Genomic DNA, 26,186 nt, shown 5'->3' with positions numbered 1-26,186 from the left:
GATGGAGCTTGAAAAAAAGCCCATAAGGGAGTTCAAAGGTAGAGTTATTGAAGTCAAAAGAGAAACACCTACCACAAAGACCTTGGTCTTTGACCTACGAGGAGTAGACTTTGACTTTTATCCAGGCCAATATGTGATGCTAAACGTTCCTTACGAGGGAGAAGTTTTGAAAAGGGCTTACTCCATAGCCAGCCCACCCACTCAAAAGGACTCCCTTGAGCTTACCATAAAGAAGGTTCCAAACGGCAGAGCCTCTGCCTTTTTAACAGAAAAGGTAAAGGAAGGGGATGAGTTTTTGATAAAGGGCCCTTACGGAAAGTTCGTATGGGTTCCTCAAATGGGCACGAGCCTTGTTCTCATCGGTGCAGGCAGTGGAATAGTGCCTCTTATGTGTATTCTAAGGTATATAGTTTCAGCAGGTCTTGACCATGTCAGAGCTACCTTGCTTTATTCCAACACACACTACGAGGAGATCATATACAAAGAAGAGCTTGAAAGGATGGATAAACACTCAAACATAAAGGTGGTTCATACCCTTACACGTTCTTGGCCACCAGACTGGAAGGGCTACACGGGCAGGATAAACACGGACATGATCCTAAAAGAAGTGGAAGACATACCTACAAACCTTTACTATCTTTGTGGCCCACCCCAGTTTGTGGAAGATATAGCCAGTATTTTGATTGAACTTGGCGTGGATAAAGAGCAGATAAAAAAGGAAAAATACGATTAAGAGAGGCTTTCAAGGATCTTAAGGTTTATATAGGCCCTTTGCACGCTTTTTTTGTCAAAGCTCCCCTTTAAAAAGTCCTCCACCATAAGCCTTAGCTTGTCCCTCTTTTCTTCCTTTAAGAGCTTTCCCCTTTCATACACCCTTTCCTCACCAAAGTCAAGAAGAAGGTCCTCGTCTATATACCAAAGCCTTCTTGGCTGTGGATGCTCCCAAGCCACGCTTATACTAAAGGGAAGGCCATCCAAACTGCCTCTCAAGGTCCAAACTTCTCCATCTATTTCCAAGGCTTCAACCTTTATGTTTTCAGATATGTTTTGAAGTAAATAGAGGTCATGCCAGGCAAGATCCCAAAGGGGTGAGATGTAGCCTCTACCTTTGCCAAACCTTTCAATCTTTATAAACTTTTCAGGCTTTCTTAGAAATTGGGCGCATACGGAGTAGCTTTCTACCTCAGAAATATAGAGTTTTTCATAGTTTTTTATACTTTCAAACTCTTTTGAGCTAAGGGCTGGTGGCTTTTCCAAAAGCACAGGAATATCCTTACTCAAAAACTCCTTTGCTATACTTACATGGTCCTTTGGGTCCACTGCCACAATAACTGCCCGCACATCCTCTTTCACATCACCAAAGTGGCAATAAAAAGGATGTGGTTTTTTCTCCTTAGATGGGTCTATATCACAAAGCACAAGCCTTTCACCCATCTGTTCCAGCTTCCAAAAATACTTATTCCCCATATTACCAAGGCCAACCAAAAGCACATGCATGGCTTAAAATTTTAATACTTTCTTAGAAGCTTTAAATTGGTGTAAAATCTTTATCCCATGAGGGCTCTTCTATCGGTTTATTACAAAGAAGGTCTTGATGTGCTTTTGGAAGCTCTAAAAGAAAAGGGCTACGAAATAATCTCCACTGGTGGTACAGCCAAGTTTATAAAAAGCCTTGGCTATGAAGTAAAAGAGGTGGAAGAGATCACAAACTTTCCAGAAATATTGGACGGAAGGGTAAAGACCCTGCATCCTGCCATACATGGTGGCATACTTTACAGAGATTGGGTAGAAAAGGACAAGGAAGAGATAAAAAGGCTTGGTATAGAACCAATAGACTTAGTGGTAGTAAACCTTTATCCATTTGAGGAAAAACTAAAAGAAGACCTACAGGAGCAAGAACTTATGGAGTTTATAGATATAGGTGGGCCTACCTTAATTAGAGCCTCCGCTAAAAATTTTTATAGGGTGGCTGTAGTGGTGGACCCCCAAGACTATGCTTGGGTAGCCAATAAGATAAAGGAAGGCACCATTAGCCTTGAAGATAGGAAAAAATTGGCCATAAAGGCCTTTTCCTTAACAGCCTACTATGATGCTCTAATATCAAGGGCTTTGGAAAGGCTGTGGGAAGTGGACAGTGCCACACACTATTTCTCACTACCTATGAAGCTTTTTGGAAGTTTAAGGTATGGAGAAAACCCCCATCAGAAGGCTTGGCTATTTCATAACCCGCTTGAGGACCTTGGCATAGCAAGGTCTCACATACTGCAAGGTAAAGAGATGTCCTTTAATAACTACCTTGATAGCGATTCCGCTTTTAGGCTTGTAAGTGAATTCTCTAACCCTGCCTGTGTTATTGTTAAGCATAACAACCCTTGTGGTGTGGCCCTTGGTAAGAATCTATTGGAAGCCTTTGAAAAGGCCCTTTCCTCAGACCCAGAATCCGCCTTTGGCGGTATTGTAGCCTTCAACGATAGAGTAGAAAAACAGCTTGCAGAAAGGCTTACAGACATATTCCTTGAAGTTATTATTGCACCAGAATGGTCGGAAGAAGCCCTTGAGGTGCTTTCCAAGAAGAAAAACCTAAGGCTTGTTCAGGCTCTTGGCTACTCCTTTTCCTTTGATATAAAAAAGGTAAGCGGTGGATATCTGTTGCAGGAAGAAGACAACATTGATTATGAAAAGCTTGAAGTAGTCTCTCAAAGACATCCCACGGAAGAAGAAATGCAAGACCTTCTTTTTGCCTGGAAAGTATGTAGGTATGTAAAGTCCAACGCCATAGTGATAGCCAAGGGTGGTAGAACCTTGGGCATAGGGTCGGGTAATGTATCAAGGGTGGATAGCTTACGCTGTGCCATTGCAAGGGCCCAAAGGTTTGGCTTTGACCTAAAAGGTAGTGTTATGGCATCAGAGGCCTTTTTACCATTTAGGGATAGTGTGGACCTGGCACAGGAAGTAGGAATAAGAGCTATAATCCAGCCAGGTGGGTCCATAAGGGATAAGGAGGTAATAGAGGCTGTAAACCAACATAATATGGCTATGGTGTTCACTGGTACAAGACATTTTAGACATTAGAAGTATTACAAAGCATTTTTAGACCATGCATTAGCTCTACGGCCTCTTCAAAGCCAAGGCCCAACTCTTTAAAGGTAATTATCCTTTCCTTTAACTTTTTTCCTTCTATGCCAGTAAGGCTTTCAAAATATGCGTAATCCATATCCAAAAATAAGCTTCCATGTAAAAGAAAGGCCTCTTTACCCATTCTCATAGCACAGGCAACCACTTTTTTACCCTTAAAGCTTATCTCACCAAGGGTTGGATAGAAATAACAAAAATAGCCTTCATAACCTCCCCTATACCTACTCATATCAAAGGCAGGGTCCACCTTTTTTAAAAGCTCAAGCAACAAACCCATAAAGTTTATGTATATCTTTGAAAAGCTACCTCCCCAATCCTTCCTAAGGCCTGTGTAGGAAAAGGACAGGTCCCAACCATGAAGAAGGGCTCCGCCACCAGTAGGCCTTTTTACCACAGGAATGGAAAGATTTATAGGCTCTTGGGAATAGCCCAAGCTAAGGGTTTTTTCCTTCCATTGGTATATTCTAAAGCAGGGCCTTTGGCTTTCTTCTGTTATAAGAAGGTTATTCCAATCCCTTTCCATGTTTTCCTTTCCATTAAGCACCTCAAGGTAAGCTAAATCATAAGCTTTTTTACCTTCCACAGATTAATATTTTATGGTTATGGGTATTCTGGACAGGATTTTTGGAAAAAAGGAAAAGGAAGAGATAAGTGTTTTAGAAATAAGAACGCCAAAAGGCGACCTAAGGCTATATCCCAAAGACTTCCTTGAAAAGGACCCAGACGCAAGGATAGAAGAGTTTTGGGTGGACGCTATAGATGTCTCGGAGGATGGCTATTGGCTCCTTGTGGGAAGAAGGCATGGAGTATTTCAGCTCTACGATTGGAGTGGAAAGCTTCATAGGCTTCCATCCAGACCACCAGCACAAGTTATTACAGAAGCCCTTTTTAAAGGCTCCTACTTAGCCCTCTTGACACCGCCTTACCTGGTGGTCTATCTCCTTGAGGACAAGAGGAACCCCCAAACCTGGAAAAGCTTTAGAACCACGCAGGAGGGCGTGCGTGCCTCCGCTGGACTGGATATAAGTGGAAACCTGCTTGCCTACGGTGTGGTAGGAGAAAGGGTTTATGTGATAGACATATCTGGAGGCTTTGGAACGGAAGGGTTGGAGTTTAAAAAGGTCTTTTCTTACTCGGAGGCAAACATAGGAGAATTAAAGCTTCTTAGGTTTGTAGGCTCCACAAGGCTTTTGCTTTCTGGCACAAAGGGTGTGGCCCTTTACGACCTTGGAGGGAACCTTATAAAAAGACTAAACCATCCTTCTGGAAAAGGCGCTCTTGTGCTAAAGGATGGCATACTTCTTTCGGAGGGTAAGGACCTATTCTTTTATGACCTTCAACTTGAATCTCCACTAAAAAGCCTTACCACAGCAATAAACATAAACCATATGGATATATCCCCCGATGGGGACTTTTTGTTCCTTGCGGATGCAGAAGATAATAAGCTTGGTCTTGTTTATCTTCCAGAGTTTGTATACATCCATACCTTTGAAGGCTTTGGATATTCTGTGGTAAGAGTATCCCCCGATGGAACCATTTACACATGCACCCATACCTACAAGGATGATAAGGATTTTTACAGCCTTAGGTCTATTACAACCAACTTAACCGAATTCCTTTTTGATGTAGACCGCCAGTCCCAGATGGTAAAGAGGGCAGAAGAGGAGCTTAAAAAGCTAAAAGGAAGTCTAAAAAAGATAAGCCCAAGCACAGACCCTTCGGAGTTGGAGGAGTATAAGAGATTAATGGCTATGGACATGCCTATAAGGAGGGTAAGGGAGGTTATACTTCAAGCAAATAGAATGATTGAAGAGGCCAAGTTTGAGGCCTTTTTAGAAAGCATAAGGCTAAAAATAGCTCAGGATAGCATTACAGCAGAGGACCTAAGGGAGGTGGAAAACAGGATAAGGATAGAGAGGGATGAGTGGGCTGAAAAACTAAAGGAGCTAAAGGAAGAGATTGAAAAGCACTTACAAAATAAGCTACAGGAACACCTTCAAAAGGTGAAAACCAGCATAGCTACCTTAAACAGCGAGGACCTAAGAGACTTTGAAAGCCTTGAAGAGATAAAAAATACAAGGGAATTTCTCAACAAACTCCCAAAGGAGCTAAGAGAGGAAGGACAAAGGGAGCTTTCCCGAATAGTCCAAGAAAAACTACTTGAAAACAAACTAAAAAGGTATAGGATAAGAATTGAAGATACAAGGGTCTTTTTTGGGTCGGAGGAGTTCCCACGCTTTTCTGGCGAAAGGAAAAAGCTAAAGTGGAGGCTAAAAGTAGAAGATAGAGTATTTATAAAGGATGAGGTTTATGCAAAGATAGCCTTTGAGAGAGAAGATGGCATCCTTTTGGAGCCCAAAAGGTATTCTAACCTGCTTTCTCAAAAAGACTTACGGTCTTTGCCCCAATGGGTAAAAAAATATCTAAGACATCTTAATGGCCTTTTTGCCTATGATCCACCAAGAACTCCCCTGTTTGTATCTTACGAGGAAACGCCATGGTTTGTAAAGAACCTTGAAAAATTCACCTCCATCGTAAAAGAGCAAGTGCTATACTCGGAAGGTATACTCATACTTGAGGGTGATGCGGGCGTTGGAAAGAACTTTTTAGTGGAGGTCTTTTCTGCCCTTACCAACAGGCCACTATATATAGTCCCTTGCAACTCCAAGATGGAAAGGGAAGACATAACCTTTGTGTATGAGTTTGACCCCAAAAGAGGCACGAGGAGAGTTTACTCAGACTTGGTAAAAGCCTTGCAAACACCAGGTGCAGTCATATACTTTGACGAGATAAACACACTACCAGCTGGTATGGTAAAGCTTTTTAACCCTCTTTTTGACTACAGAAGGTATTTAACATTGCCCACTGGAGAGGTTATAAAGGCGCACAAAGAAGTAATCTTGGTGGGAGGTATGAACCCCCAAAACTACTTAGGTGTATCCGAACTACCCCAAGACATAAAATCCAGAGCAGACATACTCTTCATAGACTATCCACCCTTTGAAGAAGAGGGAGGCCTTTACAGTGCGGACGAAGCTCTCATTTTAAGAGACCAGGTGCCGGAACTTTCACTTTTAAGCTCAGAAGACTTCCTTTACCTGTGGCATCATGTGGTAAATGGAATAAAGGTCAAGAACATAGAAGGCATTGAAAGATTAGAAGAACACATATGGAAGCTTTTTGAACTCATAAAAATAGCCAACGCCATAAGGAAGGCTTACAGAGCCTATCAAACTCAACAATCGGAAGAACCAGTAGACTTTGTCTTTTCCATAAGGGATACAATAAGATGCGCCAGAAGGCTAAACAAGTATTCCGATGTGAAGGCGCTTGTGATAGATACCATACTTCCAAAGGTAAGCTCACCCTTAGAGAGAGAAATACTTAAAAGCCTTATAGAACGTGTATAATAAAAGTGTATGGCTAAAAGACTGGTTGTTTTGTCTTCTGGCGAGCTTATACTTTCCTTTCTTATAGAAGGGGAAAGTGTGTATAAAATAAGCGCGGAAGAAAGAGGTTCAAAAAGGCTAACAGACAGCATATTTAAGGGGAAAGTAAAAAGGCTTGCAAAAGGTATGGACGGAGTTTTTGTAGACGTAGGCATAGGGAGGGATGCCTTTCTTCCTTTGAAAGGTGAAAACTACCGAGTTGGAGAAAGCCTTATAGTCCAGATGGTAAGAGAGCCAGAAGGAGAAAAGGGAGCCAAGCTCACCACCAACGTAAAACTGGTAGGAAAGTACCTTATATATTTTCCAAGAGGCAAGGATATAAAATGCTCCAGCAAAATACAGTCGGAGGAAAAGGATAGGCTTTGTAGTTTATTGGAAAAAGATTTAAAAGAAGAAGGTGTGATTCTAAGAAGCGCAGCAGTAAAGGCCACACATGAACAGATAAAAGAGGAACTTGAAAAGTTAAGAAGCTTATGGCATCAGATAGAAAAGAGGGCTAAGGTACTAAAAAAACCCCAACCCATATTGGAAGAATACCCATCATACATAAGACTAATAAGAGACCATTGGCAAGATATGGAAGAAATAATATCGGACAACCCCCTTATATGGAACGAAATAGCCTCTTTCCTTGAGGTCTTTGAGCCAGACCTGCTTAAGAAAAATCTATACATAAAGGACCCAAGCGCATATGTGCATAAATACAAGCTTCAAGATAGCCTTAGAAGCATTCTTAACAAAGTGGTTTGGCTAAAGGGTGGTGGGTACATAACCATAGAAGAAACGGAAGCCTTTACCATAATAGATGTGAACAGCGGAGACCCAATTGGTTCTTGCCATGAGGAGAACGCCCTAAGAACAAACCTTGAAGCTGTGAGGGAAATAGTAAAACAAATCATTCTTAGGGACATAGGTGGTATAATTCTTATAGATTTTATTGATATGAAAAAGCAGGAGAACAAAGAGATTATAATTAAAAGCATGCAACAGGCCTTTGGAGAAGAAGCGTGCCATATTAACATACATGGTTTTACAAAACTGGGCATACTGGAGATGTCAAGGAAAAAATCTGGAAGAAGCCTTAGTAAACTACTTACAGAATCCTGCCCTTACTGTTCTGGCAAAGGCTACATCAAAAGTTCCTCTTTCTTCCTTTTTGAATTGGAAAAAGAAATAGAAGAACATGCTCACAAAGCCATAAAGATTCAAGTACATCCTATTAGGTATGAAAAGGTTAAAAAGGCTATGCAATCAAAAGGCTATTCTTATGTGCAAGTTGATAGTAGTTATGATGTTGGTGTAAATAACTTTAATATGAGCCATGAGTAAGAAGATTATATTTTTATTACTTGTTTTTGTCTTTAGTTGTGCCAAGATGACCGAAGAAAAGAGGGCTAAACTGGCCCTTGAAGCCTACTCACAAGGCATGTCTGCCTATTCAAGAAGAGATTATAAGGAAGCCATAAGCAAACTATCCGAAGCCCTCAAATACCTTGAAAACCTAAGCCCACAAGAGATAAAATCTGCCAAATACACCATAGCTGAAAGCTATTACCTTAGGAAGGACTACATAAACGCCATTATATACTTAGAGGATTTCCTCTTTTACTATCCAGAAAGTCCAGAGGCAGAGAAGGTGTATTTTATGGTGGTGGATAGCTACATGAAGGTGGCACCAGACGCATACAGAGACCAAAGCTATACACTAAAAGCCATAGATAAGGCTAAGGAATTTCTTATCAAATATCCAAACAGCCCATATGCAGACAGAGTAATAAGCTTAATAGATGACGCTCAAAGCAAACTGGCAAAGCATGAATACCTTATAGGAAGGTTTTACGAAGACTTTGGATATTATTATTCTGCATCCCTTAGGTATAAGAACCTTTTGATAAACTACCCTGAACAAGTTTCTGAGGCCGAAGTTCTATACAGATATATAAAATCTCTACTTTTGGTGAAAAAACAGGCAAAGAAACAGGAAGATAAATACAAAGGATGGATAGAGGAAGCTCAAAAGGAGTTAAAAGCTGTTAAATCCGAAGAGGATAAAAAAGCAATACAAAACAGAATAGCCTTTCTGGAAGGAGAAATAGAAAGATGGAAAAAACTCGCAGAAGATAGCAGGCAAGAAGGTTTAAAGCTTATGGAAAAGTATAAGGAGGTATACGGAGAAAATACCTATTATAAGCAATTAAAGGAATATGCAAGACAATAAGGAACTATTAAAAACTTTAAAGAGCCTTCTTGAAGATAAGAAGGCGGAAGATATTGTTGTGTTGGACGTTTCAAAACATACAAACATAGCCAACTATTTTGTTATCGCTACAGCCAACTCTCCAGTGCATGCCAAGGCCCTCCTAAAATACCTCTTGGAAGAGCTTGAAAAGAAAAACATAAAGCCAGACCATGTGGAAGGTGCGGAAGAAGGCGCTTGGATTCTCATTGACCTTATTGATATAATAGTTCATATATTCCTCAAGGAATGGAGGGAATACTATGACCTTGAATGGCTCTACTCAACGGCGGAGAGGTTAGAGCTATGAACCTAATAAAAATACTGCTCTCTCTTTCTTTGGTGGTGCTTTTTCTTCTATTTATAGCTCAGAACGCTGGGTATGTGGAGGTAAGTTTTTTCTATACAGTTTATAAAGTGCCACTTTTTGTGCTTTTGCTCCTTTCCTTTACCCTTGGATTTTTCATACCATCCTTTTACTTTATCTTTAAGGAGGTTGGTCTAAAAAGAAAGCTAAACAGCATAGACCAGGGCCTAAAAGAGTTATCAAGAGGTTATATCAATAGGGCGGAACGTATCCTTGGAGGCCCAGCCAAGTCCCTTCAAGGCATAAAGAGCATACTTGCAAAACTTTTTATAGAACAAGGTAGAGTAGAAGAGGCAAAAGCTTTTGACCCAATTTTAGTAGGCGAACTGTTCTTAAAAGAAGGAAAGCTTCAAGAAGCAGAGGAAGAATTCAAGAAAGCTTTGTCTCAAGATGAAGAAAACCTCAAAGCCCTAAAAGGCCTAAGGGATGTTTATTCTTTACAAGATAGATGGCAAGAGGCACTTGAATATCAAGACAAGATGCTTGACCTTTGCGAAAGATGGGAAAAGGAAAAACAAAAAAGGATAAAAGCCGAAATTTTAGCAGAACTTTACCAAAAGGAAGGTGAAGAAAGGCTTATAGAAAAGGCCATGGACCTTTATACAACTCCCTTTGTGTATGCAGTTTACATAAAATACCTGCTTTCAAGAGATAAAACAAAAGACGCAAGAAAACACTGGGATAAAGTATTATCATTAAATTATCAAGAAGATGTTTTATGGAACCTTTCGGAGGATCAATCTACCCTTACCAAGTTGCTGGATATTGTGGAATCTAAAAAGGATATGATTTCACCAGATATTCTCGCTATGGTTTACATAAAGCTAAACCTTCTCAGCAAAGCAAAAGAGTTAGAAGAAAGCTTATCCGACCAGATGAAGGCTCTTTTATACAGCACACTTTCTCACAAAGACCAGGACAAATATTGCCTAACAAGTATAAAGCATCTATTAAAACCCTTTGTGTGCAGTTGTGGAAAGGCTTATAATAGCTATTACCCCTTATGTTCAGGATGTTTAACCTGGGGGGAAATAAGGATAAGGAGGGCTTTTCATGCTGGTGGACGTTGAAAAAAAGCTTATAAGGTTAAAGGTGGTTTATTATGGTGTGGCCCAATCGGGCAAGACCACAAACCTTGAAAAGCTTTCGGAGATGGAAGGTTTAGACCTTGTAAAGCTTGATACACAAGGGGAAAGGACCTTAGTCTTTGACTTTACAACAAAAAAGGTAAAAGTGGGAGATATAACTGTGTCTTTTGCTCTATACACTGTCCCTGGACAGGATATTTACAAGGACATAAGGCTTACTGTTCTTAGAGGTGTGGATGGCTTGGTTTTTGTAGTGGATTCTCAAAAAGAAAGGCTAACAGAAAACATAAATTTCTACAACCTTCTCAAGGCTGACCTTTTGCGCCTTGGGAAAAGTTTAGGAGATGTGCCTTTGGTTTTTCAATACAACAAGATGGACCTGCCAAACACCTTAAGCTACCAGGAATTAGAAAAGAGTATAAACGTTGATAGGTACCCTTCCGTATGTGCCAGTGCTATAAAGGGTGAGGGCGTATTGGAAACCTTTAAACTACTTGAGGATTACCTCATATCAAAAGTAGAAAGGATGATGTTATGATATCGGGGTATTTGTCTTCACAACAGGATTTAGTAGACCTGTTAAATGGATGTCTTTTTAGCAAGGTAGGTATATTAAACCTCTTTCTTGGAGTAAACATTGTATCCCTCTATGTAGAAAGGGGCCTAATAAAAGGATTTGGGCTTGGCACAAGCGAAAACATACCCAATGTGAATAAAAGGTCTATGCTTTTGTACCACCTTTCAGAGCTTATGGAAAACCCAGAGGCTTTTTTTACCTTTAGAGAAAACCCTATAGAAGGCATAATAGAGCTTGAAGAACCCATATCTGCAGAAGAATTGGTTCTTCAACTTCAATTGGTGCATAGAGAGTTAAAAAGTCTTATAGATAGAGTTATAACACCATTAGCCGTAGTAAAAGTGTTAAAAAATTTTGAAAAAAGCGAAATTTATGATGGTAAAAGCATATATCACATACTAATATCGTCGCCAAACAGTTTGATTGAAGAGATAAGAAACCTTAATACTCTTTTTTCCAAGGGATATTTGGACATAAACCAGTTTCAAAACCCGGATATCCTAAGAGAAAATTTTGAAATTGATTACTTAATGAACAATGTAGAGGCAGAAAAGATAAATCTTATAACTTTATTTGAGAACTTTCAGCTTAGTAAATTTACTGGCATAATGAAATTAACTGGAAGCGACTTTGAGTTTGAATTATATTACAAAAAGGGCCAACTTTTCGCAATCTATCCTTTTAATCCAGAAATATTTGATCTTTTTCTTAATAACCAAAAGCTTTCTTTTCTAAGCGTAATAAAAGTTGGTAGCAGTATACTTGACTTATTAATACTTAAGCATGCTGATAACAAGGTTGTTCAAGGTCTACCTATTTCTTTTATAGAAATTGGAAAGATATTGGTAGCTATGAGTATGGAAGGTAGAACTGGAGTTGTGGGTGTGTATTCTGGTAAATCCAAAAGCTATATCCTATGTAAAGATGGCACGCTTTTAGGTGTTGTAAAAGAAGAAGGTGAAAGCATGAAGGTCATAAACAAAATATCATTTGAAAAAATAGGATACGTTGACATTACCTTTTATCAATCCATGGAAAATATAAAAGATGTGGTTTATCTCTTCTTGCTTAACCTTATATATGGCATCCTTTTGAAACATGCAAGCCACCTTAATCATGTAATACTCTCTCAACTGTCTTCTTCAGAGGTGCTAAAATACCAAGAAGGCACCATATTTTACAGAAGACGACCAAGGGATGAAGGAGAAGCCTTTGGCTTTTTGCAATTTTTGTTGGATTTAAGCTATAATGTGCTTGGGCAGGATAGGTTTGAACAGGAGCTGGAGGTAGCACTTCAACCTTATAGGGATATATTAAAAATTCTTAAGATAGAAGAATACATAAAGCTACAAGAGGCATGAGGGTTTTATTGGTTGAAGATGATCAATCCTTGGGACAGCTACTTAAAGATGGTCTAAGCCACGAAGGCTTTCAAGTAGATTGGGTAAGGGATGGCTACAGTGCAATAAACAAGATCATGGAAGAAGATTACGAGCTTGTGATCTTGGACATTATGCTACCAAAAATGGATGGTCTAAGGGTTTGTAAAAAGACAAGAGAGACAAAAGATATTCCCATAATCATGCTTACGGCCAAGGCTCAAATTGAGGATAAGGTGGAAGGTCTTTCCGCTGGTGCGGACGATTACATAACAAAGCCTTTCTCTTTTAAAGAACTTATAGCAAGGATAAGGGCTGTATTAAGAAGGTACAAAAAGAATGGTCCAGAGGTGCTTAAGGTTGGCGATCTTGAATTAAGATTAAAGTCTCTTGAAGTTTATTATAAGGGTAGTAAAATACACACCACACAGAAGGAGTTTAACCTTTTGAAGCTTCTTATGGAGAGGGCTGGGTCTGCTATTAGTAGGGATGAGATATATGCCAAGGTTTGGGGATACTCTTATGGTGAAGGTTCTAACATAGTGGATGTTTATATAAAAAACCTAAGGAACAAACTTGGAGATAAGGATCACAAGCTTATAAAAACGGTAAGAGGATACGGTTATATGTTAAGCTTAGAAGATGTCAGTTAGGCTTAAAGCACTAATTCTTTTCTTCAGTCTTTATATAGGCAGTGTATTTTTACTTTCCTTTTTTAGTCTTTTGCTTATAAGAAGTAGCCTTTATGAATATACCCTCAATTACATGGAGTATCAGGTAAACCCTTTAATAGACTTTTATAAAAAGTATTATAAAAATCCCAATTTCTATGCCAAACTCCTTGCGGAGGACGTTGTATCAAGGGAAATAGCCAGCATTTTGGTAGATGAAAAAGGTAGAGTTTTAAATAAGGAGAGTTTTTTGGAAGGAAGTATGCCAGAGGTTGAGGAAGAAGAAATAAAGCAAATGTTAAAGGAAAAGAAGGGTGTAGGAAAGGAATATGCTTTTATAGTTAAAGAAATTGGCCACTACAAGCTTATAATCTTGGGAAAGTTGGAAGGTATAAGGAAAATAGAACACAGGATATTAATTTTTACAGCTATTTTAGTCCTATTTATATCTCTCCCTGCATCCTTGCTTGCGGTTTTTTCAATAAAAAGACTTCTTGAACCTTTGTCTTACCTTAGGGATATATCAGAACGCATATCCAAGGGTCAGTTGGATATAGAAATAAAGGTGAGTGGGAGGCGGGATGAGTTTGGCCTTTTGGAAGAGGCTTATGCCAATATGGTGGAAAGGTTAAAAAGCATAATTTTATGGCAGAGGGAGTTTATTAGGAACATAACCCATGCCTTAAAGACGCCCTTGGCCTACATAAAAGGACAGATGGAGCTTTTGCAGATGGGTGCCTATGGTGAAGAAAAGCTACGAGAAATATACTCCAGAGTATATGCCCAGTCGGAAAAGATGGAAAGGCTTATAACCCAGCTTGCCACCATAATGAGGCTTGAATCTCAAATGCCACTAAAGGTAGAAAGGGTAAGCATAAACCAGCTTTTTGCAGAGATAGAAGAGGAGTATGAGTTTATAAAGGAGGAAAGAAACTTTTTTGTGGATTATCTTGAAGAGGACAAGGAGATAGAAGTGGACAAGGAATACTTTAAACTGGCCTTAAGAAATCTTATAGAAAATGCTTACAAGTATTCTGAGAAGGGTGCAAGGATAAGCCTTTACTTTAAGGATGGATGTATAGTGGTTGAGGATGAGGGCATAGGCATGGAACATCCAGAAAAGGCGGGTGAGCTTTTTTACAGGGAGGCTACAGATAAGGATGGTTCAGGCCTTGGATTATACATAGTGAGGCTTATAGCACAAAAGAGCGGTATGGATATGAAGATAGAAAGTAAAAAGGGCCTTGGCACAAAGGTAAGCCTTTGCTATAATTTTAAATTATGAGAAAATTAACCTTTCTTATAGTCCTTCTTTTGGCCTTTGTAGCTTCTTGTAAAAAACAGCATGAGTTCTATGGCCATCTTTTTGACCAGCCAGCCTACAACTTTGAGCTAACAGACCATAACGGAAAAAGGGTAAGGCTCTCCGACTACACCAGCCAAGGCAAGATAGTGCTTATATTCTTTGGATATACCCACTGTCCCGATGTATGTCCCACAGCCCTTGAAACAATGGCAAAGATGATGAATTATCTAAGGCCGGAAGAAGCTCAAAAGGTGCAGGTGCTTTTTATAAGCGTGGACCCAGAAAGGGACACGGAAGAGGTGCTAAAAGGCTATGTGCCTTACTTTAACCCCACCTTTATAGGCCTAAGAGGATCCGAGGAAGAGATAAGAAAGGTGGCAAAGGAGTATAAGGCCTATTACAAAAAGGTGGAAGGTCAATCGGCAGGTGGCTACCTTATAGACCATACGGCCACCATATACCTTATCACCCCAGACAACAAGATAAAGCTCCTTTATACACCTTCTAAGCAAGACCCACAAAAGATGGCGGAGGATATAAAATTTCTTCTGAAAGACTGATAAGAGAAATATTCCAAAGGAATGGCTTTAGCCTGTCTGAGGAACAGATAAAAAGCTTTGATATATACCTTAAGGAGCTAAAAAGGTGGAACAAGGTCCACAATTTAACGGCCATAGAGGAGGATGAAGAGATTGTTATAAGGCATTTTCTTGATTCTGTAAGCGTGAGCCTTTGTTTGGAAGAAAAGGGTGTTAAGGTGGATGGGCTTTCTTTGTGCGATGTGGGTAGTGGTGCAGGCTTTCCCGGTGTGCCACTAAAGATATACTACAAGGATAGAATAGAACTGACCCTTATAGAGTCCGTTGCAAAAAAGTGTGCCTTTCTTGAGTATATAAAGGTAAAGCTTGGACTATCTTACAGAGTTATATGTAAAGAAGCCCAAAAGGTGGATGAAAAGTTTGACCTTGTGGTTTGTAGGGCCTTGGGAAAACTAAAGGATATATTGCCTATCTTGGATAGGCTTTCAAAAAAATACATACTCATAATGAAAGGGGCCACTGTGCCGGAGGGCTATGACTACTGCAAAATAGACCTTCCAGACATAAAGGACTATATCCTTTTTCTTGCAAAGACAAGGTAGCCTGTGTGCGCCACCATATTGTCCTGCGGCCTTAACCTTTCTGGGTTTATCTTATAGTGCCTTTGGAGTGTTTCCAAAACGTCTATATCACAAAATAGTCCTTCCATAGCTTTTATCAAAGCACTTACTTGGTTTGTGGTGGGCAGTATGCTTCCAAAGGATGCGCCAGCCTTTAGAACCTTCCAAACCTTTTCTATGTAGGGTAGTGGGTCCTTTACATCCACAAAAACGGCATCAAAAAACTCTTCCGGCAGGTCTGCCAGCATAAAATCCATGTTTTCAAGCTTTACATTCTGGCACAGTCCAAAGCTTTCCCAGTTTTTCTTTGCCAGCTTGTAAAAATCCTCTCTTACTTCATATACCCACACCTCTCCAGCAAGCTGGGAGAAAACGGCCGTAGATGCACCACTTCCTACACCAAATTCAAGGAGTTTTTTATCCTTTGAAAGGCCAAGCCTAAAGGCGATGTAAAAGCTATCTTTTGGATAAACTATCTGAGTTTTTCTTTTAAATCCATAAAGTATGATGTCTTCAAGGGTTGGAAGCAAAAGGCAAAAGCCCTTTACCACCTCACCAGGCCTTTTGCCCACTATATCCTCAAACTTTATGGTTTTCCCCTTTAAGCTAAGGTTAAAGTCCTTATTTAGTAGTTTTACATACCTTTTTTCACCTTCCACAAGAAGTATATAATCACCTTCCTTAAAAATCATCTTAGCTCCAGTATAGCCCTACCAAGATTGTAAGAAGCTATAGAGTATTTTAAGGCATATTCATAATCGCCAACCCTGTAGTTTTCTCTGGCCACTTGGTAAAAAAGAAGTTGGTAGGCAAAGAGCTGAGAGTATTTTTTAGAGTATTTTTGAGTCTCGTTGAGAAGAATTGATGCTCTTCTTAATCTTTTGCTGACAACCACTTCATCCTTTCCAAAACTCTCTGGAAATTTTATATTTTCAAGGGCTTGCAATATTTTGTCCGCAGACCTTAAGGCCTTTTTGTCCCCTCTATTGCAGGCAAGGTTTATCAAAGATTCGGCCTCTCTCATAAGGTCCTCATAGACCATATCTTCCCTTAGAGCCATATACCTTGCCTTAAGAAGAGAACAATCAAGGGCAAAGGCGTTGAGAAAGGTAATAAAAACTATTAACCAAAACACAGGAATGTTATTATAATATAACTCCATATGGTGCTTGGCATACTTAGGGTAGAACTTTTCTTTCCGGAAAACGGTTCTCTTAAGGAAAAAAGGCATTTTATAAGGTCAATAAAGGATAAGGTAAGGTCTTCTTTAAACGTATCCGTGGCTGAAGTGGACCATCATGACCTCTGGCAGAGGGCAAGCCTTGCCTTTGTATGCGTGGCAGGTGAAAGGCCAATAGCGGAAGAAACTCTGGTAAAGGTTAAAAAGCTTTTAGAAAAGTTTTATCCCGAGTTTTTGTTAGACTTAAGAGTGGAGTTTTTAAACTTTTGAGATAAGCTCTCCAGCGTTTATTATCTGGCTGTTTGGAACTACGAGGTCCGCACCCAACTCTTTTGCCAAGTTTATAAAGTCAAGCCTTTTATGCCCGCAGTAGGCTATAACCTTGGCACCTTTTTCTTTTAAGCTCTTTATTATTTCCGGAGAGAACTGCTCAAGGTTTATAAGAACAAGCTCCTCTCCTTGGTAATCTCCTCCAGTCCTTACTTCATGGCCACTTAGAGAAGACCTTATCCTGCTAAGAAGTATTAGGTTCTTTTCCATGAGAAGGATTTTCATGCTTTAACACCTCCAGAGAGTTTAAAAAGCTTTTCTTGAACTCCTCTTTGAACTTATGGGACCAAAAGGCTACCTTTAAGGTGTTCCCTTCAAGCCTTGCCCAAACCTTTCTATGAACTGTGTAAAAGGCTATTAGCATACCACCCACAACCAAGATGGAACCAAGCCATATGATAGGTGTGCCAGCTTGGCGAGATACCTGAAGACCGCTAAAGTATTGAGGTTCAAAATCCACAAGGAAAAATATATAGGGAAAGTCTTTGAGCTGTTCCAGCTGTGATTGGGCAAATATGGTAAGCTCTGGAGAATATACCACCGGCACATCATATGATTTTCCATCCATAAGCACCTTTACCACCATGGCGGGCTTTAACTCCCCTTGAAAGCCCTTTTGCTCATCCTCAAGGTTTAGGGTGGACCTGTCTATGGAAAGAAGCATATTCTTAAACTCGGAGACCTTTCCAGCCTTTAGCTCTACTTCCCCTACAAAGGCTTTCTGTGGGTCCTTGGGTGCCAAGGCTTTGTCAAAGATGGCTATTTTGGCTTTGCCAGCCTCTCCTGTAAGGCCGTAGGTGGCTTGGAATATCCTGTAGCTTCCAAAGTCAAAGGGAGAGTTGACGGCCGTTGTCCCCCTTGCCACCACTTTACCATCTTGAATTATCCTTATATCGCTTTCAAAGCTCGCTATGGCATCTTTAAAGGGCGTTTCCTTTACTTTGCCTTTCCTTTTGAACTCTTCCTCGTAGCTAACTATTCGGAAGTCTTCCAATTCTATCTGAAAGGGTAGCTTTATAGCCTTCTCCTTGGCTGGAATAATAAGAGTATCGCTTTTGGAGCCTTCCGGCACTATTACAGTGCCTCTTATTCCCCATAAGGCATCAATAAGGGCTCCAGCCATTATAACCAAAAGACCTATATGCACCACATAGACGCCAAGGCGTGAGAATTTACCCTTTTCTGCATAAAAGTATGTCCTTTCACCCTCCTTTTCCATAAAGACCTTAAAACCCATCCTTTGAAGGAATTTAACTATCTTTTCCTCTGATGGGTTTACATGGATTGAGATAGGTTTAAGGTGCTTTTCCATGTGTTCATCCAGCTTTTGAAACCTTTCCTTTGTAAAGGTTTGCACCCAAATTCTTGGAAGTCTTTTGAAAGAACAAGCTATAAGGTTTATGGCAAGCAAAACTATAAGCCCTATATAATACCAAGAGTGAAACACATCCGTTATCCAAAGCCTCCAAAACCAATAACCAAGGTCTGCACCAAACCTATCAAGGTAAAACTCTATAGGTTGATTTTGTTGCACATAGGTGGAGCCAAGCATGGAAAGTATGCCAAGGACTATCATGATAAAAATGGCAAGTCGGAGGTCTGCCAAGAAGTCAAAGATAAAGGACCAAAGGTTTTTCCTTTTTGAGTATTCTTCCTTTAAGTAGGCATATACACCAAAAAGGTAAGAGAATAGTGAAAAGCTAAACAGAGCAAGAGCACCACCCAACAAGGCAAAGTATACTACGCCACGTTCTTCAAGATGAAAAAGACCAACTATAAGGACCAACACAAGGAGAAGAAAGGAGACAACCAAAAGAGTATATCCTTTAAAACCGTAGACAAAGTTTAGCATGGTAAAAAAATATAATGCATTTCCGTAAGGTCTGGATTGTAAAGTGATATGCCTGTCCTTGCTGAAGATAAATTAGACAAAAAATTTTTATATGTTCTCTGTAAAGTTATTGACAATGAATTTCAATTTATGTTATAATACAGACATGCTCAAAAGGGCCTCTGCGGGAATACTTATGCTTTCTGGACTTGCCTACGCCTTTTACCCTTTTAATGCGGAAGACACCAATACATTGGGAGGCTTTGGTAAGTTCCAGATTGAAACGGACTATGCCTACTTTAAAAACTACGACGGGTCTTCCCATCAGGATTATATACTCCAGCTAACTATGGGTATAACACCAAAAGTGGACTTGGCGGTAGCCGTTCCCTATTCTGCTTTTAGATATCCAGATAGGGAAGACCTAAAAGGCTTAAACGATGCTTCCATATTTATAAAACACATACTTTTGGAGCAAAAGGACCTCAAGCTTGGCTACAAAATAACAGCCGTACTTGATACGGGTAAAAAGGGAATAGGTTATGGAAAACCTGTATACAATGCAAACGTAATGCTTGAAAAAGATATTGGAGATAGCACTCTTAACTTTAATGCCTTTTATACAAAGGCTGCGCAGGTGGAAGAGCTTAGAGATATCTATGGTTTTTACCTTCATGCATACACAAACCTTTATAAATACCTTACCCTTGGCGGAGAGTTAAAGTATTCCATACCAGAAGAGAGGGATACAAAAAAGAAGGACATACATATTTTGATAGGTGCTGTTTTTCATCCCAATGATAGAATAGATATAAGCTTAGGCCTACACAAAAGCTTAAATAGGGATAAAAGCTTTTCCAATTATGGCCTTTTGGCTGGCCTTCTTATGAGGTTTTAGACCATAACAGTCCTAAAACTTTCCTAAATTTATTAGTTATGGACCTTCAAAAAAAGATAAAACTCATGTCAAGGCTTGCAAGCTTTGAAAGAGAGGGAGATATAAACTTAGAAAGTTGTATATTTTATGCCTCCACTCCAAAGGGTAAGGTGCCAATTCTAAAACTTATGCAAACTACCATGTGCGATAAGAACTGCGTGTATTGCGCCTTTAGAAGGGATAGGGACCAGACCATAAGGATGGCTCTAAAGCCAGAAGAGATAGCAAGAGGCTTTATGGACCTTTATAAAGCTGGTAAAGTTAGGGGCCTTTTCCTGTCTTCTGGCATATTTGGAAATCCAGAATTCACAATGGAAAGGATGATAGACACGGTAAAAATACTTAGAGAAAAGTATGAGTTCAAGGGCTATATACACCTTAAGATTATGCCAGGCGTATCCCTTCAAACGGTGGAAGAGGCCGTAAAGGTGGCAGACAGAGTATCTATAAACCTTGAGACTACAAAGGAAGAAAGGCTACAAAGCATAGCAAAGGGCAAAAGCATACTAAAAGATATGCTTCCCAAAGTAGAGTATGTGGATAAGCTCATAAGAAATAGCAGGGGGAAAAGCCAGATAACACAGATGATGGTGGGTGTGGGCGATGAGAAGGATGAGGAGATAATAAGGGCTGTAGTTTATCTCAATAAGAACTTTAGACTAAGCAGGATTTATTTTAGTGCCTTTTTCCCAGTTTCTCACACTCCCCTTGAAAACAAACCGCCAGAGAACCCTTTGAGAGAATACAGGTTATACCAAGTGGACTTTTTGGTAAGAGAATATGGCTTTTCCTTTGAGGACTTTAAACCCATACTAAGGGATGGGAACCTTCCCCTTGAAACAGACCCAAAGACGGCATGGGCTGAGGCAAACAAACACCTATTTCCCATTGAGATAAACACGGCTGACTATGATATGCTTATAAAAGTCCCCGGTATTGGTAAAAGGACGGCAGAGGAAATAATAAAAAGAAGAAAAGAAAAAAAGCTTAAATCCGTAGAGGACTTAAAGGGTATAAGGAATGTGGATAAAATTTTGAAATATATAACTATAAACGGCAAACGCTACTTGCCAAGTATATATTCGTAATCTTCCCTTTCTCTTATTACCCTATAGCTTCCCTTTTCCACCAGCACCTCGCAAGCCCTTGGCCTTAAGTTATAGTGTGAGGACATGGCAAAGCCGTAGGCTCCCGCAGAAAGCACCGCCAAATACTCACCCCTTTCCACCGCTGGCAATTCTCTGTCAAGGGCCAAAAAGTCCCCAGTTTCACATATTGGTCCTACCACATCCGTCTTTATATAAGGCCTTTCCTTTATTGCCACAGGCACTATATGATGGTAGGCCTCGTACATGGCTGGCCTTACAAGGTCATTCATACCCGCATCCACTATTACAAAGTGTTTGTGTCCCTTATCCTTTATGAACTGTACCTGTGTAAGCAATATGCCCGCATTACCCACTATGGACCTTCCCGGTTCAAGGATAAGTTTAGCCTTTACATCTTTAAGGTTAGGAAGTATGGCTTGCGCAAGGTCCGTAGGGTCTGGATTGGACTGGTCTGGTTTATACTTTATGCCAAGACCACCGCCAAGGTCAAGGTATTTTATGTCAAAACCCGACTTTAAAAGGTCATGGTAAAGCTCTACCACCTTTTGTGAGGCTTCTATATAAGGAGAGGTGTCCAGTATTTGAGAGCCTATATGGCAGTGTATGCCAACTACTTCAAGGTTTTTCAGTTTTCCTGCATACTCGTATTCCTTCTTTGCTGTTTTTATATCTACGCCAAACTTGCTCTTTTTCATGCCTGTGGATATGTAAGGGTGAGTCTTGGGGTCCACATCTGGGTTTACCCTTATGGCTATACGTGCCTTTTTGCCAAGCCTTCCAGCTATATCATTTAGCACGTCCAGCTCCATATGAGATTCTACGTTAAACATGAGAATGTCAGAGCTTATAGCATACTCAAGCTCCCTTACCGTTTTGCCCACGCCCGCATATACTATTTTGGAAGGCTCCACTCCAGCCCTTAGGCTGGCATATAGCTCTCCACCGGATACAATATCCGCACCCGCACCCTCTTCCTTAGCCAAGGCTATTATGTGGGGGTTGAAGTTGGCCTTTACGGCGTAGCATATAAGGGCATCTGGAAAGGCCTGCCTGTAAGCCCTCAATCTATCCCTTATGTAGCTGGCGCTATAAACGTAAAGGGGAGTTCCCAGCTCTTCTGCCAAGGCCCTTAGGGAAAGGCCCTCAAGATAAAGCTCTTCTCCTCTGTATTCAAGGTATGGGTTGTATTCGCCAAGCATGGTGCTTTATTATACAACAGACTAAGCCCTTTTTTCATAAGACAGATACTTGATCACATAATCGTACATAGAAAGATAAGCCAATACTACAGAAATCCAAAGCAAAAGGCTTGAAATCCCAAAGCCAAAAGATAGAGCCAACAGGGTCAAAAACTCAAAAAAGGCCTTTGCCTTCCCAAGGTAGGATGCTGGCATGACATAGCCCTTTTCTACAGACAGGCTTCTCAGGAAGGAAACAGAAAGCTCACGCAAAAGTAAAAGCACAAAAGGCAAAAGGCTTATTTCCTGCTTATAAAGAAAAAAGGAAAGGATGGAAAGCACAAAGGCTTTATCCACAAGCGGGTCAAGCAACGTTCCCAGCTTGCTCACTTCTTTGTTTTTCCTTGCTATTCCACCATCTAACCAATCGGATACACCAGCCAAGAGTATAAAAAAGCCCGCAAGCTTCCTGCTTTCCTCTTCTAAGGCGTATAGAGTTGGCACAATAAGAAAAAACCTAAGAAGGGTTATAGCTATGGCCATGGCTTTATTTTAAGCCAGTTAGAGTGCTTTCTTCAAGTTTTTATACTCCACCGTTGTGGCCATTTCAAATATTTTGAAAAAAATTGAAGCTGTGTTGCAACTCTTTCGCCTATTTTAAACCTGCCAAATTATAAAACATCAGGCGGGTTCAAGACCCGCCACTACTTTTGGATTTTTTATTAGTAGTTGCACGGCATGCCGTGCTTCTACATTTCTTGTCTCATTTATTTTTAGCAAGAAGGTATGATGGTATCCCAGCTTCCTAATTAATTTCTCACCCGGCGTGTATTCGCCTATAATTAATAGGTATATGAAGCTGTTATACTTTGCCATACTTAGAGAAAGGCTAAAGAAGGATCAAGAGGAAATAGAGTTCAAAGGCAACATCTCACAACTGCGCCAGCTTCTAATTGAAAAGTATCCAGAGTTGGAGCCTGTTCTTAAGGTAGTCAGGTTTGCGGTAAATGAGGAGTATGTGGGAGATGAATACGAGCTAAAAGGGGATGAGAGGGTGGCACTAATACCCCCTGTGAGCGGTGGATAGAAAAGCTCTTATAGTAAGGCTATCTTCTTTGGGTGATGTGGTTCTTACCTCCTGCCTTATAGATCCTTTGTTGGAGCTGGGCTACAAGCCATACCTTTTAACCTTTAGACCTTATGGAGAAGTCTTCTTAGAGGACCCAAGGCTTGAGGTCCTTCGGGTGGAAAAGGGCGAGCTTTTTAGTAAAGAAAACCTTAATAGGTTAAAGGGCTTTGACCTTTACTTGGATATGCACAAAAATTTAAGAACGTTTCTTTTAAGGCTAAGGTTGGGAGGAACTTGGAAAAGTTATAAAAAACATTCCTTAAGACGCAGGCTTGCCATATACTTCAAAACCTTTAGAAAGGATTACAGCGTAGTAGATGCCTATCTTCAAACCATAGGTTATAAAACTGGCAAACCAAAGATAATTCTATCGGAAGAAAGGTTAAAGACATGGAAAGAGAAGCTGGGAGATAGGTATGTGTGTATAGGTCCTGGAGCAAGGTATGAAAAGAAAAGATATCCATACTTTGATAGGGTGGCGGAGCTTTTTGAAAGGGAAGGTTATAAGGTTGTCTTTGTAGGAGATGAAAAGGACAGGAATCTGTGTAAAAACTGGACAGGTATAAACCTTTGTGGTACTTTGTCCTTGTTGGATGTATTGGCGGTAATAAAGGGTGCCATGCTCTTTATTGGCAATGATTCCGGGCTTTTGCATATGGCAAGGGCTGTAGGCACAAAGGCCGTGCAGATATACGGTGGAACCCATCCCACCTTTGGCTTTGCCTTGAGTAAAGAAGAAGGTATATATCTTTTAAAGGGCCTTGATTGCCAACCTTGTGATTTACATGGAAAGGGGAAGTGCAGGCTGGGAGATTATCCCTTCCCATGCCTGCAGATAGAACCAGAAATAGTTTTTAAAAAAGCCTTGAGTCTATTACCAAGTTAGAACCCTTCCAGCCATACCAAGGGTTGGAAGAGCTTGCGTTGGTGTAAGCACTGGGAAGTTGTAGGCTAAATCTTCTTCTGTCATGCCGTTTAGGTCCAAAGATTGTTTGCATGCTACCATCTGAACGCCGTTGTCCAAGGCAAGCTTGATAAAGTAGGAAAGGGGCTGTCCACCTTCCATGGGATAGATGCTATCTGCCACACCCTTCTTGAGAAGTTCCGTTGCCGGACCGGTAAAATAAACTACCACGTTCATATCTTCCGCAGCAGCAGTGGAAGCAAGGAAAAAGGCAGAAGGAAGCCTTTTGGGATTTTCCTTTCCGGTGAGGAGTATTATTACTAAGTCGGGCGCCTTTTGTTCCATTTTAAACCTCCTTTTAAGAGTATTTATACATTATTATATCCTTAAAGCTATAAGTAATAGACCTACAGGTTCCAACTTACACAGTGATTTTCATCATAAATTGGAGTAGAATATTAACTTTAAAATTAAGACCAAGATGCAAAAGTTGTTCCACTTACTTATTGCCCTTCTCCTCTTCTTTGTGGATTTTGTCCATGCGGAACACCATCATGAGGACCACAAAATACATACCGATTGTAGCCTTTGTATTATTCAATACACTCCAGTAGATAACAAGATTCAAAAATTAGACCTCAAGCTTTCGCCCCTCTATCCACATATTGAAAAGCCTCAAAAACCAATACAACCCAAAGAAAAACTCCTTGTTAAAAGCACCTATAACAGGGCACCTCCTGTGGTGTAAGGCTTCTTAAGGACCTTTTATCTCAAAAAACTACTACAGGAGGTGCTTGACATGAAAAAGTTAGCTCTTTTACTTGGTATATTTAGCCTTTCCTTTGCTCAAGAGAGCTTAGAAGAGCTAAAAAGACAGCTTGAGGAACAAAGAAAGATAATAAAGGAGCTTGAAAAGAAGATAGAGGCCTTAGAAAAGGCACAAAAGGGCCAAGAGGAGAAAAAGGCCGAAAGGCCCTTGCCTGCAGACAGAAGCCTACAGCTAAGGGCAAAGTATGACGACAGGCTAAAAGCTTACCAGATAACCCCTCTTAGGCAAACAGCCTTTTTGCCAGACATAGCCTTTATAGTGGATACCTCTTTGGTAGGAAGAAACAGAAAGGATGAGGAATACAAAAGCCTTGAGATACCGGGCCTTTTCCATGCACATAAAGAAGGGGGACACGCTGGCCTAAACGAAAAAAGAGGCTTTAACCTAAACTACGGAGAGCTTTACCTTTATGCGCCCGTGGACCCATACTTTGACCTCTATGCCACCATACCCTTCTCGGAGGAAGGTGTAGAGCTGGAAGAGGCTTACGCAGTTACCAGAGGTTTGCCCTTTGGCTTCCAACTAAAGGTAGGAAAGTTTAGAAGCTCCTTCGGAAGGCTAAACGCTCAACATCCACACACTTGGGACTTTGCCACCCAACCCCTTATCAATAAGGTCTTTTTGGGAGAGGATGGACTTGTGGAAAAGGGCATAGGTTTAAACTGGCTTGCGCCCACACCCTTTTACTTACTCTTTGGTGCAGAGGTTTTGCAGGGAGAGAATGAGCAAAGTTTTGGTACAGATGGCTTTGAAAAAGGCACTGTAAAGGTCTCAGACACGAGAAAACCCAACCTGTATGTGGGCTATGTAAAAACTTCCTTTGACATTGGAAACCTTTCTTTACTCGCTGGACTTTCTTACGCTCAAGGTAAGGCACGCATAAACCACCTTGAAGACGAAGATAATCCTCATGCTTTTGCTGGTAAAACCAAGCTCTACGGCCTTGACCTAACGGCCAGATACCAGATAGACAGCATAAGGTATATATCACTACAAGGTGAGTATATGTATAGGGATCAAAAGGGCATAAGGTACAATTTTGACCAAAATAGCAATCTTATAGGCTCGCCTTACATCACCAAGAAACAGGGAGGCTTTTACCTACAGCTTGTAGGTAGGATAAACAAGCAATGGAGAGTGGGCATCCAATACAATCTAATAAACAAAAACACTGTAAAGGTAGACGGCACAAAAGAGGACCTTCCCAAAAACCTCCCGGCCTACTATGCCATGGTGGAGTATGGCCCTACTGAGTTTTCACGCATTAGGCTACAATTTGGAGAGAACAGAGCCTTTTACAAGGATGGTGTGAGAAAGCCGGTAAAGGAGGTCATCCTCCAGTTTAACTTTGCCATAGGAGCCCACGGCGCCCATCCCTTCTGAGGAGGAAAA

The 26,186-nt window shown here is 40.5% G+C and carries 29 protein-coding genes; 20 read left to right on the top strand and 9 right to left on the bottom strand.

Annotated features, from left to right (window positions below; all coding sequences use genetic code 11):
• Window position 1 precedes the first annotated feature (1 nt).
• The gene (locus tag ACZ5GB_RS04625; RefSeq protein WP_464327805.1) at window positions 2–733 is read left to right on the top strand and encodes a ferredoxin reductase; all 732 of its coding nucleotides are present in this window, start codon (window positions 2–4) and stop codon (window positions 731–733) included.
• Here ACZ5GB_RS04625 and ACZ5GB_RS04620 read toward each other — a convergent pair.
• Window positions 730–1,497: a Gfo/Idh/MocA family oxidoreductase gene (locus ACZ5GB_RS04620; protein WP_464327804.1), complete on the bottom strand. Its 768-nt coding sequence runs from the start codon at window positions 1,495–1,497 to the stop codon at window positions 730–732. The genes ACZ5GB_RS04625 and ACZ5GB_RS04620 overlap by 4 nt on opposite strands.
• A gap of 57 nt (window positions 1,498–1,554) precedes the next feature.
• Between ACZ5GB_RS04620 and purH the strand changes: the two genes are divergently transcribed.
• Entirely contained in the window at window positions 1,555–3,072 is a 1,518-nt protein-coding gene (purH, locus tag ACZ5GB_RS04615; protein ID WP_464327803.1) for a bifunctional phosphoribosylaminoimidazolecarboxamide formyltransferase/IMP cyclohydrolase, read from the top strand.
• Here the strand turns inward: purH and ACZ5GB_RS04610 are convergent.
• Entirely contained in the window at window positions 3,062–3,718 is a 657-nt protein-coding gene (locus tag ACZ5GB_RS04610; RefSeq protein WP_464327802.1) for a lipoyl protein ligase domain-containing protein, read from the bottom strand. The genes purH and ACZ5GB_RS04610 overlap by 11 nt on opposite strands.
• Before the next feature lie 19 nt (window positions 3,719–3,737).
• Between ACZ5GB_RS04610 and ACZ5GB_RS04605 the strand changes: the two genes are divergently transcribed.
• Genes ACZ5GB_RS04605 through rsmG form a run of 11 tightly spaced genes read left to right on the top strand, consistent with a single transcriptional unit; the run spans window position 3,738 to window position 15,349 of the window.
• Window positions 3,738–6,545 carry an AAA family ATPase gene (locus ACZ5GB_RS04605; protein ID WP_464327801.1) on the top strand — a complete coding sequence of 936 codons (2,808 nt, stop codon included), beginning with the start codon at window positions 3,738–3,740 and terminating at the stop codon, window positions 6,543–6,545.
• Window positions 6,546–6,554: 9 nt separating this feature from the next.
• On the top strand, window positions 6,555–7,913 hold the full coding sequence (locus tag ACZ5GB_RS04600) for an Rne/Rng family ribonuclease (RefSeq protein ID WP_464327800.1): 1,359 nt from the start codon (window positions 6,555–6,557) through the stop codon (window positions 7,911–7,913).
• The gene (locus ACZ5GB_RS04595; protein WP_464327799.1) at window positions 7,906–8,802 is read left to right on the top strand and encodes an outer membrane protein assembly factor BamD; all 897 of its coding nucleotides are present in this window, start codon (window positions 7,906–7,908) and stop codon (window positions 8,800–8,802) included. Before ACZ5GB_RS04600 ends, ACZ5GB_RS04595 begins: the two co-directional genes overlap by 8 nt.
• The gene (gene rsfS, locus ACZ5GB_RS04590; RefSeq protein ID WP_464327798.1) at window positions 8,789–9,130 is read left to right on the top strand and encodes a ribosome silencing factor; all 342 of its coding nucleotides are present in this window, start codon (window positions 8,789–8,791) and stop codon (window positions 9,128–9,130) included. Before ACZ5GB_RS04595 ends, rsfS begins: the two co-directional genes overlap by 14 nt.
• A complete protein-coding gene (locus ACZ5GB_RS04585) occupies window positions 9,127–10,257 on the top strand; it encodes a lipopolysaccharide assembly protein LapA domain-containing protein (RefSeq protein WP_464327797.1) in 1,131 nt (376 codons plus the stop codon). Before rsfS ends, ACZ5GB_RS04585 begins: the two co-directional genes overlap by 4 nt.
• Window positions 10,241–10,813 carry a GTP-binding protein gene (locus ACZ5GB_RS04580; RefSeq protein ID WP_464327796.1) on the top strand — a complete coding sequence of 191 codons (573 nt, stop codon included), beginning with the start codon at window positions 10,241–10,243 and terminating at the stop codon, window positions 10,811–10,813. Before ACZ5GB_RS04585 ends, ACZ5GB_RS04580 begins: the two co-directional genes overlap by 17 nt.
• Complete coding sequence (locus ACZ5GB_RS04575; RefSeq protein ID WP_464327795.1) at window positions 10,810–12,213, top strand: hypothetical protein; 1,404 nt, start codon at window positions 10,810–10,812, stop codon at window positions 12,211–12,213. The genes ACZ5GB_RS04580 and ACZ5GB_RS04575 overlap by 4 nt, the downstream gene beginning before the upstream one ends.
• Window positions 12,210–12,884 (top strand): response regulator transcription factor, encoded by a 675-nt coding sequence (locus ACZ5GB_RS04570; RefSeq protein WP_464327794.1) that lies wholly within the window; start codon window positions 12,210–12,212, stop codon window positions 12,882–12,884. Before ACZ5GB_RS04575 ends, ACZ5GB_RS04570 begins: the two co-directional genes overlap by 4 nt.
• Window positions 12,874–14,187, top strand: coding sequence for a sensor histidine kinase (locus ACZ5GB_RS04565; RefSeq protein ID WP_464327793.1), 1,314 nt, complete (start codon window positions 12,874–12,876; stop codon window positions 14,185–14,187). The genes ACZ5GB_RS04570 and ACZ5GB_RS04565 overlap by 11 nt, the downstream gene beginning before the upstream one ends.
• On the top strand, window positions 14,184–14,768 hold the full coding sequence (locus ACZ5GB_RS04560; RefSeq protein WP_464327792.1) for an SCO family protein: 585 nt from the start codon (window positions 14,184–14,186) through the stop codon (window positions 14,766–14,768). The genes ACZ5GB_RS04565 and ACZ5GB_RS04560 overlap by 4 nt, the downstream gene beginning before the upstream one ends.
• Window positions 14,750–15,349, top strand: a complete 600-nt coding sequence (gene rsmG, locus ACZ5GB_RS04555; protein ID WP_464327820.1) for a 16S rRNA (guanine(527)-N(7))-methyltransferase RsmG — start codon at window positions 14,750–14,752, stop codon at window positions 15,347–15,349. The genes ACZ5GB_RS04560 and rsmG overlap by 19 nt, the downstream gene beginning before the upstream one ends.
• Here the strand turns inward: rsmG and ACZ5GB_RS04550 are convergent.
• Complete coding sequence (locus tag ACZ5GB_RS04550; RefSeq protein WP_464327791.1) at window positions 15,319–16,059, bottom strand: tRNA (adenine-N1)-methyltransferase; 741 nt, start codon at window positions 16,057–16,059, stop codon at window positions 15,319–15,321. The genes rsmG and ACZ5GB_RS04550 overlap by 31 nt on opposite strands.
• Complete coding sequence (locus ACZ5GB_RS04545) at window positions 16,056–16,502, bottom strand: hypothetical protein (protein WP_464327790.1); 447 nt, start codon at window positions 16,500–16,502, stop codon at window positions 16,056–16,058. Before ACZ5GB_RS04545 ends, ACZ5GB_RS04550 begins: the two co-directional genes overlap by 4 nt.
• Before the next feature lie 27 nt (window positions 16,503–16,529).
• On the opposite strand from ACZ5GB_RS04545, the gene ACZ5GB_RS04540 reads away from it, so the two are divergent.
• Complete coding sequence (locus ACZ5GB_RS04540; protein WP_464327789.1) at window positions 16,530–16,817, top strand: DUF503 domain-containing protein; 288 nt, start codon at window positions 16,530–16,532, stop codon at window positions 16,815–16,817.
• On the opposite strand, the gene ACZ5GB_RS04535 is transcribed toward ACZ5GB_RS04540, so the two are convergent.
• Both ACZ5GB_RS04535 and resB read right to left on the bottom strand, forming a co-directional pair.
• On the bottom strand, window positions 16,806–17,102 hold the full coding sequence (locus tag ACZ5GB_RS04535) for a hypothetical protein (protein WP_464327788.1): 297 nt from the start codon (window positions 17,100–17,102) through the stop codon (window positions 16,806–16,808). The two genes, ACZ5GB_RS04540 and ACZ5GB_RS04535, sit on opposite strands and share 12 nt — an antisense overlap.
• On the bottom strand, window positions 17,062–18,729 hold the full coding sequence (gene resB / locus ACZ5GB_RS04530) for a cytochrome c biogenesis protein ResB (protein WP_464327787.1): 1,668 nt from the start codon (window positions 18,727–18,729) through the stop codon (window positions 17,062–17,064). Before resB ends, ACZ5GB_RS04535 begins: the two co-directional genes overlap by 41 nt.
• Window positions 18,730–18,874: 145 nt before the next feature.
• On the opposite strand from resB, the gene ACZ5GB_RS04525 reads away from it, so the two are divergent.
• Together ACZ5GB_RS04525 and ACZ5GB_RS04520 are read left to right on the top strand one after the other, a co-directional pair.
• Window positions 18,875–19,606, top strand: coding sequence for a hypothetical protein (locus tag ACZ5GB_RS04525; protein WP_464327786.1), 732 nt, complete (start codon window positions 18,875–18,877; stop codon window positions 19,604–19,606).
• Between the two features lie 38 nt (window positions 19,607–19,644).
• The gene (locus ACZ5GB_RS04520) at window positions 19,645–20,733 is read left to right on the top strand and encodes a radical SAM protein (RefSeq protein ID WP_464327785.1); all 1,089 of its coding nucleotides are present in this window, start codon (window positions 19,645–19,647) and stop codon (window positions 20,731–20,733) included.
• Here the strand turns inward: ACZ5GB_RS04520 and lysA are convergent.
• Window positions 20,709–21,953: a diaminopimelate decarboxylase gene (gene lysA, locus ACZ5GB_RS04515; RefSeq protein WP_464327784.1), complete on the bottom strand. Its 1,245-nt coding sequence runs from the start codon at window positions 21,951–21,953 to the stop codon at window positions 20,709–20,711. The two genes, ACZ5GB_RS04520 and lysA, sit on opposite strands and share 25 nt — an antisense overlap.
• Before the next feature lie 21 nt (window positions 21,954–21,974).
• Window positions 21,975–22,475 carry a CDP-diacylglycerol--glycerol-3-phosphate 3-phosphatidyltransferase gene (pgsA, locus tag ACZ5GB_RS04510; protein WP_464327783.1) on the bottom strand — a complete coding sequence of 167 codons (501 nt, stop codon included), beginning with the start codon at window positions 22,473–22,475 and terminating at the stop codon, window positions 21,975–21,977.
• 310 nt (window positions 22,476–22,785) lie between these two features.
• Here pgsA and moaD point away from each other — a divergent pair, with 310 nt between their 5' ends.
• The gene (moaD, locus tag ACZ5GB_RS04505) at window positions 22,786–23,019 is read left to right on the top strand and encodes a molybdopterin converting factor subunit 1 (protein WP_464327782.1); all 234 of its coding nucleotides are present in this window, start codon (window positions 22,786–22,788) and stop codon (window positions 23,017–23,019) included.
• The gene (locus ACZ5GB_RS04500) at window positions 23,012–23,947 is read left to right on the top strand and encodes a glycosyltransferase family 9 protein (protein ID WP_464327781.1); all 936 of its coding nucleotides are present in this window, start codon (window positions 23,012–23,014) and stop codon (window positions 23,945–23,947) included. The genes moaD and ACZ5GB_RS04500 overlap by 8 nt, the downstream gene beginning before the upstream one ends.
• On the opposite strand, the gene ACZ5GB_RS04495 is transcribed toward ACZ5GB_RS04500, so the two are convergent.
• Window positions 23,936–24,310 (bottom strand): DsrE family protein, encoded by a 375-nt coding sequence (locus tag ACZ5GB_RS04495; protein ID WP_464327780.1) that lies wholly within the window; start codon window positions 24,308–24,310, stop codon window positions 23,936–23,938. The genes ACZ5GB_RS04500 and ACZ5GB_RS04495 overlap by 12 nt on opposite strands.
• A 136-nt stretch (window positions 24,311–24,446) precedes the next feature.
• Here ACZ5GB_RS04495 and ACZ5GB_RS04490 point away from each other — a divergent pair, with 136 nt between their 5' ends.
• Together ACZ5GB_RS04490 and ACZ5GB_RS04485 are read left to right on the top strand one after the other, a co-directional pair.
• Window positions 24,447–24,713, top strand: coding sequence for a hypothetical protein (locus tag ACZ5GB_RS04490; RefSeq protein ID WP_464327779.1), 267 nt, complete (start codon window positions 24,447–24,449; stop codon window positions 24,711–24,713).
• A 51-nt stretch (window positions 24,714–24,764) separates the two neighbouring features.
• On the top strand, window positions 24,765–26,177 hold the full coding sequence (locus tag ACZ5GB_RS04485; protein ID WP_464327778.1) for a hypothetical protein: 1,413 nt from the start codon (window positions 24,765–24,767) through the stop codon (window positions 26,175–26,177).
• The last annotated feature ends 9 nt before the right edge of the window (window positions 26,178–26,186 follow it).

The sequence above is a fragment of the Hydrogenobacter subterraneus genome, assembly GCF_055390195.1.
Note: the sequence above shows the minus strand (reverse complement) of the source record. Positions and strands in the feature narration are given on the sequence as shown.

Bases quoted from the DNA above. Each gene is read 5' to 3' on its own strand.
- ACZ5GB_RS04570 (WP_464327794.1), top strand. From the start codon at position 12,210: ATGAGGGTTTTATTGGTTGAAGATGATCAATCCTTGGGACAGCTACTT.
- ACZ5GB_RS04585 (WP_464327797.1), top strand. From the start codon at position 9,127: ATGAACCTAATAAAAATACTGCTCTCTCTTTCTTTGGTGGTGCTTTTT.
- ACZ5GB_RS04575 (WP_464327795.1), top strand. From the start codon at position 10,810: ATGATATCGGGGTATTTGTCTTCACAACAGGATTTAGTAGACCTGTTA.
- ACZ5GB_RS04620 (WP_464327804.1), bottom strand. From the start codon at position 1,497: ATGCATGTGCTTTTGGTTGGCCTTGGTAATATGGGGAATAAGTATTTT.
- ACZ5GB_RS04605 (WP_464327801.1), top strand. From the start codon at position 3,738: ATGGGTATTCTGGACAGGATTTTTGGAAAAAAGGAAAAGGAAGAGATA.
- ACZ5GB_RS04520 (WP_464327785.1), top strand. From the start codon at position 19,645: ATGGACCTTCAAAAAAAGATAAAACTCATGTCAAGGCTTGCAAGCTTT.
- ACZ5GB_RS04595 (WP_464327799.1), top strand. From the start codon at position 7,906: ATGAGTAAGAAGATTATATTTTTATTACTTGTTTTTGTCTTTAGTTGT.
- ACZ5GB_RS04540 (WP_464327789.1), top strand. From the start codon at position 16,530: ATGGTGCTTGGCATACTTAGGGTAGAACTTTTCTTTCCGGAAAACGGT.
- pgsA (WP_464327783.1), bottom strand. From the start codon at position 22,475: ATGGCCATAGCTATAACCCTTCTTAGGTTTTTTCTTATTGTGCCAACT.
- ACZ5GB_RS04580 (WP_464327796.1), top strand. From the start codon at position 10,241: ATGCTGGTGGACGTTGAAAAAAAGCTTATAAGGTTAAAGGTGGTTTAT.
- moaD (WP_464327782.1), top strand. From the start codon at position 22,786: ATGAAGCTGTTATACTTTGCCATACTTAGAGAAAGGCTAAAGAAGGAT.
- ACZ5GB_RS04550 (WP_464327791.1), bottom strand. From the start codon at position 16,059: ATGATTTTTAAGGAAGGTGATTATATACTTCTTGTGGAAGGTGAAAAA.
- ACZ5GB_RS04565 (WP_464327793.1), top strand. From the start codon at position 12,874: ATGTCAGTTAGGCTTAAAGCACTAATTCTTTTCTTCAGTCTTTATATA.
- purH (WP_464327803.1), top strand. From the start codon at position 1,555: ATGAGGGCTCTTCTATCGGTTTATTACAAAGAAGGTCTTGATGTGCTT.
- lysA (WP_464327784.1), bottom strand. From the start codon at position 21,953: ATGCTTGGCGAATACAACCCATACCTTGAATACAGAGGAGAAGAGCTT.
- ACZ5GB_RS04495 (WP_464327780.1), bottom strand. From the start codon at position 24,310: ATGGAACAAAAGGCGCCCGACTTAGTAATAATACTCCTCACCGGAAAG.
- resB (WP_464327787.1), bottom strand. From the start codon at position 18,729: ATGCTAAACTTTGTCTACGGTTTTAAAGGATATACTCTTTTGGTTGTC.
- ACZ5GB_RS04600 (WP_464327800.1), top strand. From the start codon at position 6,555: ATGGCTAAAAGACTGGTTGTTTTGTCTTCTGGCGAGCTTATACTTTCC.
- rsfS (WP_464327798.1), top strand. From the start codon at position 8,789: ATGCAAGACAATAAGGAACTATTAAAAACTTTAAAGAGCCTTCTTGAA.
- ACZ5GB_RS04525 (WP_464327786.1), top strand. From the start codon at position 18,875: ATGCTCAAAAGGGCCTCTGCGGGAATACTTATGCTTTCTGGACTTGCC.
- ACZ5GB_RS04490 (WP_464327779.1), top strand. From the start codon at position 24,447: ATGCAAAAGTTGTTCCACTTACTTATTGCCCTTCTCCTCTTCTTTGTG.
- ACZ5GB_RS04485 (WP_464327778.1), top strand. From the start codon at position 24,765: ATGAAAAAGTTAGCTCTTTTACTTGGTATATTTAGCCTTTCCTTTGCT.
- ACZ5GB_RS04625 (WP_464327805.1), top strand. From the start codon at position 2: ATGGAGCTTGAAAAAAAGCCCATAAGGGAGTTCAAAGGTAGAGTTATT.
- ACZ5GB_RS04535 (WP_464327788.1), bottom strand. From the start codon at position 17,102: ATGAAAATCCTTCTCATGGAAAAGAACCTAATACTTCTTAGCAGGATA.
- ACZ5GB_RS04560 (WP_464327792.1), top strand. From the start codon at position 14,184: ATGAGAAAATTAACCTTTCTTATAGTCCTTCTTTTGGCCTTTGTAGCT.